The 10,888-nt window shown below is 64.5% G+C and carries 11 protein-coding genes; 7 read left to right on the forward strand and 4 right to left on the reverse strand.

Going from position 1 to position 10,888, the window contains the following annotated elements; translation table 11 throughout:
- Nucleotides 1-44 precede the first annotated feature (44 nt).
- Nucleotides 45-614 carry a hypothetical protein gene (locus CA236_RS06625; RefSeq protein ID WP_125945008.1) on the forward strand — a complete coding sequence of 190 codons (570 nt, stop codon included), beginning with the start codon at nt 45-47 and terminating at the stop codon, nt 612-614.
- A 268-nt stretch (nt 615-882) separates the two neighbouring features.
- The gene (locus CA236_RS06630) at nt 883-1,599 is read left to right on the forward strand and encodes a DUF4197 domain-containing protein (RefSeq protein ID WP_125945009.1); all 717 of its coding nucleotides are present in this window, start codon (nt 883-885) and stop codon (nt 1,597-1,599) included.
- A gap of 745 nt (nt 1,600-2,344) precedes the next feature.
- Here the strand turns inward: CA236_RS06630 and CA236_RS06635 are convergent.
- From CA236_RS06635 to CA236_RS06645, 3 genes are all read right to left on the reverse strand, one after another.
- Nucleotides 2,345-4,234 (reverse strand): GGDEF and EAL domain-containing protein, encoded by a 1,890-nt coding sequence (locus tag CA236_RS06635; protein ID WP_241212547.1) that lies wholly within the window; start codon nt 4,232-4,234, stop codon nt 2,345-2,347.
- 176 nt (nt 4,235-4,410) lie between these two features.
- Nucleotides 4,411-5,304 (reverse strand): ROK family protein, encoded by an 894-nt coding sequence (locus CA236_RS06640; RefSeq protein WP_241212548.1) that lies wholly within the window; start codon nt 5,302-5,304, stop codon nt 4,411-4,413.
- 1 nt (nt 5,305) lies between these two features.
- Complete coding sequence (locus CA236_RS06645) at nt 5,306-5,746, reverse strand: MarR family transcriptional regulator (protein WP_046410719.1); 441 nt, start codon at nt 5,744-5,746, stop codon at nt 5,306-5,308.
- Between the two features lie 78 nt (nt 5,747-5,824).
- Between CA236_RS06645 and hppD the strand changes: the two genes are divergently transcribed.
- The 5 genes from hppD (at nt 5,825) to CA236_RS06670 (ending at nt 10,210) form a co-directional block, all read left to right on the forward strand.
- Nucleotides 5,825-6,862: a 4-hydroxyphenylpyruvate dioxygenase gene (gene hppD / locus CA236_RS06650; protein ID WP_125945010.1), complete on the forward strand. Its 1,038-nt coding sequence runs from the start codon at nt 5,825-5,827 to the stop codon at nt 6,860-6,862.
- Between the two features lie 169 nt (nt 6,863-7,031).
- The gene (hmgA, locus tag CA236_RS06655; RefSeq protein ID WP_125945011.1) at nt 7,032-8,336 is read left to right on the forward strand and encodes a homogentisate 1,2-dioxygenase; all 1,305 of its coding nucleotides are present in this window, start codon (nt 7,032-7,034) and stop codon (nt 8,334-8,336) included.
- Nucleotides 8,333-8,683 (forward strand): Rieske (2Fe-2S) protein, encoded by a 351-nt coding sequence (locus CA236_RS06660; RefSeq protein ID WP_125945088.1) that lies wholly within the window; start codon nt 8,333-8,335, stop codon nt 8,681-8,683. The genes hmgA and CA236_RS06660 overlap by 4 nt, the downstream gene beginning before the upstream one ends.
- A 10-nt stretch (nt 8,684-8,693) precedes the next feature.
- Nucleotides 8,694-9,569, forward strand: coding sequence for an alpha/beta hydrolase (locus CA236_RS06665; RefSeq protein ID WP_125945012.1), 876 nt, complete (start codon nt 8,694-8,696; stop codon nt 9,567-9,569).
- Nucleotides 9,566-10,210, forward strand: coding sequence for a DsbA family oxidoreductase (locus CA236_RS06670; RefSeq protein ID WP_125945013.1), 645 nt, complete (start codon nt 9,566-9,568; stop codon nt 10,208-10,210). The genes CA236_RS06665 and CA236_RS06670 overlap by 4 nt, the downstream gene beginning before the upstream one ends.
- Nucleotides 10,211-10,246: 36 nt before the next feature.
- Here CA236_RS06670 and CA236_RS06675 read toward each other — a convergent pair whose 3' ends face one another.
- Nucleotides 10,247-10,879, reverse strand: coding sequence for a glutathione S-transferase family protein (locus CA236_RS06675; protein WP_125945014.1), 633 nt, complete (start codon nt 10,877-10,879; stop codon nt 10,247-10,249).
- Between the last annotated feature and the right edge of the window lie 9 nt (nt 10,880-10,888).

Raw genomic sequence — 10,888 nt, forward strand, 5'->3', positions numbered from 1 at the left:
AACCGCGATCTGTGTTCCGAAAACATAAGAAAGGAGACGTGTCCGTGCCCACGACCTTCAGAAAAACCACCATCGCAGCCGCTCTGGCGATCTCCGTTGGGGGACTCGCAGGATGCGCGACCACGCCAACGCCGTATCAACCGATAGGCTCCGGTAAGGTCAGCGGCGGCTATTCCGACACGCAACTTGCGCCTGATCGTTACCGCGTCACGTTCGTCGGCAACGATTACACCTCGCGCAAGACGGTGGACGATTACCTACTCTATCGGGCGGCGCAGCTGACCGCGCAGAATGGCTATCAGAGCTTCAAGATCCTCACCAACGTCAATGAAAGTGACGTCGAGACGCAATTGACACCGGACCCGCTGTTCACCGGGCCCTATGGCTGGTGGCGCCCGGCATGGCGGTATTACGGACCGGCCGGGTGGCGCAGCTGGAATCCGTGGACGGGCGATCCGTTCTGGGCAGATACCGTCGATGTCAGCACAGTCACCAAATACGAGGCGCAGGCCGATATCCTGATGCAGCGCGGGCCAGCGACGGGCAAGGGAAGCTTCAACGCCAACCAGGTGCTCACGGCCTTGGGACCGACAATCCAGCTTCCGAAGTCATAATCGTTCAATCGTAACAAGGCGGCCGCGCTGTCGGTGTTTCCCTGGCGGAAACTTCGGCGCCGCGGCCGCCCCCTTTTTACTCATCGGCACTCGGTACGGATGCTGCCGGTCGCTCAGAAGCCTTGATCACTGCCGCAGTGAATGATCCGGGTGCGTTTCTGCCGAAGTAGATTGTAGCCGCTCATCTCCCGATCAGCGCCAGCGCCGTTCAGCGGGCGTTCCGAAAGCCATCCCCAATCGCGATGCGCTTCAAGGTTGGGAGTGACGGATGACCCATTTCACGCGGCGCGCATTGCTGATCGGCGCGGGGATCGCGCTACCGGGGCTGATGGTGGCAGGCTGTGCCACGACAGCCATGTCGGGCGACATGACGGAGGCATTGCGACGGCTGCTGACAATTTCGAGCGAGCGTGCGCTGACCCGTCTTGTATCGGACACTGGCTTTCTCAACGATCCTGCGGCCCGGCTAACGATCCCGGGCGTGGAAGGCGATCGATCCGGCGCTGTGCTGGGGGCGCTGCTCCGCTCGGCGCCAGTACAGCGTGAAATCACACTCGCGATCAATCGCATTGCCGCGGATGCGGCCGACCGTGCGGCCCCGCTGATCCTGGACTCGATCCGGTCCCTCACCTTCAGTGACGCGCTAGGCATCGTTCGCGGCGGGCCAACGGCAGCAACGGGTTATCTTCAACAAGCCATCGGAGATCGGATCCTCGATGCCATGCTGCCCGCGGTAGGCCGCGGATTGCGTCAGTTCGACAGCCAGTCTGTTCTCGGTCCCGTCATCGGCGCTGCGACCGGAATCAACGTCAGCGCTATTCAGAGGACGATCACGACCCAGGTAGCGCAGGCGATCTGGCGGGCGATCGGCAATGAGGAAGCCGCCATTCGCAACGCCCCTGCCCGCGCGGGCGACCCGCTCGTTGCCGCGATGCTGACGAGCGGGCGTCTGATGGGCGCAAGCCAAGGCGCAGCGGATCGCTGATAGCGGCTGATCGAGCTCACTGGCGAACGTCCCTGCCTCACGAGGCTGAACGGCGGCTGGCACTCATCTTGCTTTTGGGAGAAATCTGGTGAATAGTCGCATATCGGCTCTACGGCTCTAATCAGAGCGCGCCGCTAGTGAGCGCCGCATCCACCCGAACTCCCTCGCAGATGCGGCGCTCATGTAGATGCGGGTGTGAAATGATCCGCTTGCGTCATGCTCCATCCTCAGCGACATGCGCGAGACGGACCGGCAATCGCTGGGTCCCAGGCTTCCAGCCGGGCGCCTCGTCCCGTCAATCCTTTTGTCCGTCAGGGGCGAGGCGCTTGGGATTGTGACTGTTACGCTAATCCTGCCGTGCCGGTCTGCCGAAGCCTGACGTCCGACTTGTACCCGATCAGCCAAATTGATCGGGTTACGACATACGTGCTTGCGTAATTAGCAAGGTCAGGGCAACTTCCCCGCATAATAATTGCCGGCTCGCCGGAATATGAGGGGATGGTTGATGGAATATGCGAACGTCATTCTACTTGGCGCCGCTGGCGTTGGTGCCGTCACGGTCATGAGCGGCATGTTGCTGTTGGCGCGTCGCCCCCGATAATCCGGAATGCGGCCCGCGCCTGATGCCGAGTGTGGACGTACCTGGTCGCACTTGCACCCACCGCGGGCTGACCTAAACTGACCTAGTTCCTTCAGGTGGCGGCTTACTGACTGCGTCGCATGTCTTGTCGATTTGCGTACGAACTCAACCAGTGGCTCCGCTTTCCGCGACGGTTGAAGGGACGGCGGCGTACACGCCTGTGATGCCTGACTTCGCAAGTGCAGCCGCGTGCTCCGCCGTGATCGGCACGGCAAACAGATAGCCCTGGAGGTGGCTGGCCCCCGCGGCGCGCAGCATCGCCACTTGCCCATCGGTCTCGACGCCTTCCGCAATGACGCCAAGCCCTAGCGCCTGCCCGAGATGGATGATCGAGTGGACGATGGCGACCGACTCTCGCTCGCGCATCATCCCATCGATGAAGCTGCGATCGATCTTCAGGCTGTCGAGCGCGAACTTGCGGATGTTGTACAGGCTGGAATAGCCGGTGCCGAAATCATCGAGCGCGATGCGAAACCCCATCTGACGCAGCCGGTACATGGTGTCGGCGGCACGCTCCGCATCGTCGAAGATGGCGGTTTCGGTGATCTCGATCTGAAGGCGCGACGGCGCGACATTGGCACGCTGCACCTGCTCCATGACATAGCCGACGAAATTGTGCCGCCGAAACTGACGTGGCGAGAAATTGACCGAGACATATTGCCCCGGCCAGTCCTTCAGCACAGCGAGCGACCTGGCGAGCACCCAGTCCCCCAATTCGTGAATCAGGTTCGATTCCTCGGCGATCGGAATGAAGGCGGCCGGGCTGATCGGCCCAACCGCAACCGCATGCCAGCGCAACAAGGCTTCGAACCCGACGACCTCGAACGTGTCGGTCGCCACGATCGGCTGGAACAACATGCTCAATTCGTCGCGCGCGATCGCCTGACTGAGGTTGCTCTCGATCTGGCGGCGCAGCCGGATCCCTTCATCAAGGCTTTCGTCAAACAGCCGCGCCGCATTGCGCCCGCTTCGTTTCGCCTCGTTGAGCGCAAGATCCGCCCTGCGCATCAGGTCAACAGGGTCGCGCACACCCGTTTCATGCGACACCATGACGCCGGCCGAAACGGAGCCGTGCACCGGATCGCCCATCACCCTCAATGAAACATCGCACGCCGCGACGATCCGCTCGCAAGCCATCAGCGCGGCTTCCGGGGCGACAGTGTCGAACAGCAGGCCGAATTCATCCCCGCCCAGCCGCGCAACCAGTGCGTTCTGCGGAACGGCCTGCTGAAGAATGGCGCACACGGCTCGGATCATCTCGTCGCCCGCCAGGTGCCCCAGCGTGTCGTTGACCAGCTTGAAACGATCCAGGTCGACCATGGCGACCGCGACCGGGCCGAGTCGGCGCACCCGCTCGTTCAGGGCATGTTGAAACGCCAGCCGGTTGGGCGCGTCGGTCAGCGCATCATGGCTGGCGACATGGATCGCGCGCTGCTCATTGGCCGCCAGCGCGGCTGCCTGCTGCTCAAGAAGCGCAATGTGCCGCGCGAGATCGGCCCGCACGTCGGCAAGCTCGCGATCGACGTCCCAGCGCTTGCCGAGCGCGATCGCGGTCTGCACCACCTCCGCAGCTTCAAAGGGCTTCGCCAGATAGAACAGCTTGTCGGGAGGCCCCGCCACTTCGATGATTTCCGCCGGGGATACGTCCGAATAGCCGGTGACAATGACCAGATGGATGTCGGGATCGATCGTCCGTATGCGGCGGGCCGTCTCCTTCCCGTCAATGCCTGGTGGCATCCGAACGTCGATGAAGGCGACCGGATAGGGCCGGCCTTCGCCCAGGGCAGCCTCGACGGCCTGAATGGCATCAAGCCCCTGATCGTGGAACGTGCAATCAAACGCCGGGATGGGCCATTTTCCCGTGCGCGATCCGCGGAAGGCCTCAGCGGGCGCGCCGGTAGTGCCGCCATCAGTTTCGAAGCTGCGGCGATAGATCTCCTGCACGGAGGGATCATCATCGACGATCAGCAGGCGCATCGATGTTGAACCGGTCATCACGCGACTGACCTCCCGCCCCTAACAACACATTGCATTAATGAGTTAATGAGCAGCGAACACAGCGTCTCTTAAGGGATAATCCGTTTTGGTGGCGCCGGTCGTACTCTCGCCGTCAGATCACAGCCGATGCATTCGGACAAGCCACGATCACAATGCGCAAAGGTACGATGTAACTAGGTCCGAGCGAGTGCCTGCTCGCCCAGGACGATGGCGCCCAGCGGACCGGCATTATTGCCGAGCGACGGCGGGACGACAAAGGCGTCGACATCCTCAACTTCCGGGAGGGCGACGTAGCCGCCGAGTGAATGGCGCAACGCCGCGCGGATCTGCGGAAAGAGGAACTGATTGCCGATCATGACCCCGCCGCCCAGCACGATCCTGCGCGGAACGCCCGTGAGCGTGATGGTGTGCAGCAATTGCGCCAAGGCATGCGTCACAGTGGCCCAGACCGGATGATCCGGCGGCACATCCGCCCCCGCCATCCCCGTCCGCGCGGCAATCGCCGGGCCTGCCGCCAGCCCCTCCACGCAGGCGCCGTGATACGGGCAGCTCCCCGTCCATTCGTCCCCTGCCATGCGCACCGGACGAACATGGCCGAGTTCCCCATGCGTCAGCCCATCCACCGGGCGACCATGCGCCACGAGCCCGACGCCAACGCCGGTGCCGACCGTGATATAGGCCAGGTCGCTCAGCCCCGCGGCGGCGCCCCAGCGCGCCTCGCCGAGCGCCGCACCGACGACATCCGTGTCGAAGCCGGTGGGAACGCCGTACCGACTGCCAAGGCGCCGCGCGACGTCCGTGCCGCGCCAGCCCGGTTTCGGCGTCGATGTGATGTGACCGTAATCGGCAGCACGGCGATCGATGGAGATTGGTCCGAAGCTGGCGATTCCCAAGGCCTGGAAGCCGCGCCAACTGTCGATCACCCCCTCGATCGCGGCGAGTGTCTCCTCCGGCTTTCTCGTCGGCAGTTCGACACGCTCCAGGATTGCATCGGGGCCCTTCGCGAGGATCAGCACGCATTTCGTGCCGCCCAGCTCAACGCCGGCAATCAGGGGCGCGTCGTCCACCTCAGGTCTCCAGCGCTGCCGTATCGATCCGCCGCAGCATGGCCACGAACCGGTCCAACTCGGCACGCGTAAACCGAGCGAATATCTTGCTCTCGAGTTCCAGCGCCTTGGGCGCGACGCTGGCGTAAAGATCGCGCCCTTCATCCGTCAGCGACAGGTGATGCGACCTCTTGTCTCCCGGATTGGGCGCGCGCGCGAGAAGTCCGCGCTCGACCAGCGCGATCGCCGCGCGGCTGACCGTCACCTTGTCCATTCGGGTGCGCTCGCCAATTTCCGCCTGGGTGATCGCTTCCACCTCGGCGATCACGGCCACCAGCCGCCATTCGGGAATGGTGAGGCCGAACAGCGATTCATAGGCCTTGGCGATGCGGTCACTCACCAGGTTGGAGGTGATCGACAGCCGATAGGGGAGGAACCGGTCAAGCACGAGCTGGTTGGTCATGAAGCAACCGGTAGCATTTGACACGGATCGCTCAAGCCGCGATCATAGTCACAAATGTTACCAATTGAGGATGCGCCAATGTCTGCCGGCAACCCACTCGGCCTCAACGGCTTTGAATTCGTGGAATTTACCTCGCCCGATCCCGAAGCGATGGCGAAGCAGTTCGAGCAGCTGGGCTTCGTGCCGACGCACCGTCACCCGACGAAAAACATCACGCGTTACAAGCAGGGCCGCATCAACCTGATGCTGAACCGCGACGAGGCGGGCCGGGTGAAGCAGTTCCGCAACGAACATGGCGCCTCTGCCAGCGCGATGGCGTTCCGCGTTGCCGATCCGAAGAAGGCGCTGGAATGGGCGCTCGCCAACGGCGGCAAGCCGACCGAGGAAGACGATACCGTCATCATGGGGATCGGCGGATCGTACCTCTATTTCATTCAGGACGGCATCGACCTGTATGAAAATTGGGCCGAGTTCGACGGCTGGCGCGAGGCGGAGGCGAAGAACAACGTCGGGCTCGACCTGCTCGATCACCTCACCCACAATGTCCGCCGCGGCCAGATGCAGGTGTGGAGCCAGTTTTACCGCACGCTCTTCAACTTCGAGGAGCAGAAGTATTTCGACATCAAGGGCAAGGCGACCGGCCTGTTCAGCCAGGCGATGATCGCGCCCGACAAGGCGATCCGCATCCCGCTGAACGAAAGTCAGGACGACAATTCGCAGATCGAGGAGTTCATCCGCGAATATCAGGGGGAAGGCATCCAGCACCTCGCACTGACCACCGACGACATTTACGACACCGTCGAGCGGCTGCGCGCCCGCGGCGTCAAGCTGCAGGACACGATCGAGACCTATTACGAGCTGGTCGACAAGCGCGTGCCCGGCCACGGCGAGGATCTCGAGCGGCTCCGCAAGAACCGCATCCTGATCGACGGGTCGGTCGAGAATGACGAGGGCATCCTGCTCCAGATCTTCACCGAGAACATGTTCGGCCCAATCTTCTTCGAGATCATCCAGCGCAAGGGCAACGAAGGCTTCGGCAACGGCAACTTCCAGGCGCTGTTCGAAAGCATTGAGCTGGACCAGATCCGTCGGGGCGTCATTAAGGTCGATGCCTGACCGATGATCGAGGCGTCTGCCTCGATCGAGGTGCGGCGCTCCGGCGCCGCCATCGACCGGTCAGCGCAGCAAAGCCGGCGCACAAGGCGCGGCTTTGCCGCGTCTGACGCGCCGGCGAGCCACTCGCGCCACTCCTGACTACCCAAAACAAAACCCGCCCGAGGTGAGGATGCCCAACGACACTGCCACCCCCGCGGACAGCACGGCCTACACCCCCGGCTTCGGCAATCATGTCGCGACCGAAGCGGTGCCCGGCGCCCTCCCCATCGGCCGCAACTCGCCGCAGAAGCCGCCCTTCGGCCTCTATGCCGAGCAGCTCTCCGGCACCGCCTTCACCGCGCCGCGCCACGAGAACCGCCGCTCGTGGCTCTATCGCCTGCGCCCCTCGGCCGAGCACCCGCCGTTCACCCGCTACGAAAGCGCCGTGCGGTTCGCGCCGGGCACGGTCAAGGAACCGCTCGCCCCCAATCGCCTTCGCTGGGATCCCGTAGGCGGTGACACTGGCGTCGATCTGATCGACGGCATGACGACGATGCTCGCCAACCGCGATCCCGCCGATCTCGAAGGCGTCGCGATCCACCTCTACGCCGCCGATCGCGACATGGAGAACCGCGTCTTCGTCGACGCGGACGGCGAATTGCTGTTCGTGCCGCAGGAAGGCCGGCTGGCGCTGCTGACGGAGCTTGGCCGGATCGACATCGCGCCTGGGCAGATCGCGCTGGTTCCCCGCGGCGTCCGCTTCCGCGCGCTGCTGCCGGATGGATCGGCGCGCGGCTATGCGCTGGAAAATCACGGCGCGATGTTCCGCCTCCCCGATCTCGGGCCGATCGGCGCCAACGGCCTCGCCAATCCGCGCGATTTCGAGACGCCGAACGCCTGGTTCGAGGATCGCGACGAACGTATCGAGGTGATCCAGAAATATCTGGGCAGCCTGTGGCGCACCGAACTGCATCACTCCCCGCTCGATGTCGTCGCCTGGCACGGCAATCTCGCACCGTGGCGCTATGATCTGGCGCATTTCAACGCCATCAACACCGTCAGCTTCGACCATCCCGATCCGTCGATCTTCACCGTGCTGACCTCGCCCAGTGACGTACCGGGCCGCGCCAATGCCGATTTCGTGATCTTCCCGCCGCGCTGGATGGTGGCGGAGGACACGTTTCGCCCACCATGGTTTCACCGCAATATCATGTCCGAGGCGATGGGGCTCATCACTGGCGCCTATGACGCCAAGGCCGAAGGGTTTCGACCCGGCGGCCTGTCGCTCCACAATCTGCTGAGCGGGCACGGGCCGGACAAGGCGACGTGGGACGCGGCCTCCAACGCCGATCTGAAACCGCACCGGATCGGCGGCACGATGGCGTTCATGCTGGAAAGCTGCTGGCCCTATCGCCCCACCGCCTTCGCGCTGGAGCACGCCCAGCCCGATTACGACGCCTGCTGGGCCGATTTCCCCAAGGCGAAACTGCCCTGACCGAGCGTCTTTCCGCCACGCCGGCCGGCATCGCGCTCGGCCCGCTCGATCAGATCGCGGACGGCGCCGCGCGCAGCTTCGTCATCGAAATGCGCGCCGGCCGCTTCCACGGTTTCGCCGTCCGCCGCGGCGACCAGGTGTTCGGCTATGTCGATCGCTGTCCGCACATGGGCCTGCCGCTCGCACAGAAGCTCGACGATTATGTCGCTGCGGATCGCATCGCATGCAGCTGGCACGGCGCGCTGTTCGATATCGAGAGCGGCGCGTGCGCCGGTGGCCCCTGCCCCGGCACCACCTTGACGCGGTGGCCCCTTACGGTGGAGGCTGGCACGATAATTACAGGGTGAGGGAGAGGCCATGAAGGCGCGCGCGTACGGCATGGAGCTGGAATATGAATCGTTCGGCAACCCCGCCGATCCCACTATCCTCCTCATCATGGGCCTGGGCGCACAGCTGACGCTCTGGCCGCTCCCGTTCGTTGAGGCGCTGGTCGAACGCGGCTTTCACGTCGTCCGCTATGACAATCGCGACGTCGGCCTGTCGACCAAGCTCGATCACGCCCGCCCGCCCCGCATCGGCATGTTGGTACTCCAGCGCCTGCTACGCCTGCGCCCGCGTGTACCGTATACGATCGGCGACATGGCAGCCGACGCCGCCGGCCTGCTGGACGCGCTGGGGATCGAAAAGGCGCATATTGTCGGCGCCTCGATGGGCGGGATGATCGCGCAGGTCTTCGCCGCCACTTATCCCGATCGCACCCTGTCGCTCACCTCGATCATGTCGACCACCGGCAATCCCCGGCTGTCGCGCGCCTCGCGCGAAGCGATGGATGTCCTCGTCAACCGCCCCAAAACGGACGATTTCGAGGCGCTCGTTGCCCATGGCGTCCGCGCGTCCAAGGTGCTTGCCGGCCCCGCCTTTCCGGTGGAGCCCGAGGTGCTGGAAGCGCGCGTACGCGAAACGATCCAGCGTTCGAACTATCCCGATGGCTTCGCGCGGCAAGTGGCCGCGATCGTCGCCGACGGGGATAGGCGCGAGCGGCTGAAGACGATCAAGGCGCCCACGGTCGTCATCCACGGCACCGACGACACGCTGGTGCCGATCGACGGCGGCCGCGATACCGCCGCCAGCATCCCCGGCGCGCGGCTGGTCGAGGTTCGCGGCATGGGCCACAACGTGCCCGTCGAGGTGATCCCCGAGATCGTCGACGCGATCGAAAGCGTCGCGCGGTGAGCGGCCGCACGCTCCGCATCGATTTCGTCTCCGACGTCGTCTGTCCCTGGTGCCTGATCGGCCTCGCCAACCTCGAACGCGCGCTCGCCAACCTCGGCGACGAGGTGCCGGTCGACCTCGTCTTCCACCCGCTTCAGCTCAACCCCGGCCTGCCGCCAGAGGGCGAGCTGGCGGCCGATAATATCGGGCGCAAATATGGCATCACGCCCGATCAGGCGCGCAGCCGCGGCGGCGGGGTGCGAGCCGCGGCCGAGGCGGCCGGCGTGTCGATGGCTGGCCGGCCGGACCGGCTCTACGACACGTTCGACGCACATCGCCTGCTTCATTGGGCGGGGCGCGAGGGCCGGCAATTGGCGCTCAAACATGCGCTCCTGCGTGCATATTTCGACCAGGGACGTGCAATTTCCGACCATCAGGTGCTGGCCGATGCCGCTGCTGGTGCAGGATTGGACAGGGAAGCGGCGCTCCAGATCCTCGCCCGCGGCGATTTCGCCGCCGAAGTGAACGACGACGAGATCGAGTGGCGGTCCGAAGGGATCGCTTCCGTCCCCACCATGGTGATCGACCGCGAGTTCGTCATCAACGGCGCTCAGGAACCGGATCGCCTCGAACGCGCGCTGCGCAAACTCGCGGCTCGCTAGCCCAGTGTTCGGTCGATCATCGCAGGGACGCGGGCGTTAGAACGGCGCCGCCCCGGCCTTCTGCGCCTCTTTCGCTCGCGCGAACCCGTCGCGCTCCTTCAGCCGCTCCCAGTAAGCGGCAACCTGCGGCGGAAAGCCATTGTCGATCTTCAGGCTCTTCGCGAGCAGCAGCGCGTAACCCACGGAAATGTCTGCCACCGTGAAACGCCCGCCGACCAGGTATTTGCGATCGCCCAGCGCCCGCTCCACATGCCGAAGCCGCGAGTGGAACCACTGCGCATAATCGTCCGCCGCCTGCGGCAGGCGCCGCTCCGGCGGCTCCAGCATGCGATACCGCAGCACCAACGTCTGCGGGAAGGTCAGCGTCGCCTCGCCGAAATGTAGCCAGTTGAGCCACGCGCCATAGTCGGGCAAGCCAGGCTCCACGACCAGTTCGTTCGGCCCCGCACGGGTCGCGAGATACTGAACGATCGCAGCCGATTCCGTCATCCGCGTCTCACCGTCCACCAGCAGCGGAATGGTGCCGAGCGGATTGACGTCGAGGTACGATGGTTCGCGCACGCGCGGCGGAAACGGCAGCAGGTGGAGCTTATAGTCGAGCCCCAGTTCCTCCAGCGCCCACAGCGCCCGAAAGGATCGCGCATCCGCGCAGTGATACAGTTCGATCATCGTGTCCCC

This window comes from Sphingomonas sp. ABOLG, assembly GCF_003950435.1.
In the GTDB taxonomy this organism is placed as follows: domain Bacteria; phylum Pseudomonadota; class Alphaproteobacteria; order Sphingomonadales; family Sphingomonadaceae; genus Sphingomonas; species Sphingomonas panaciterrae.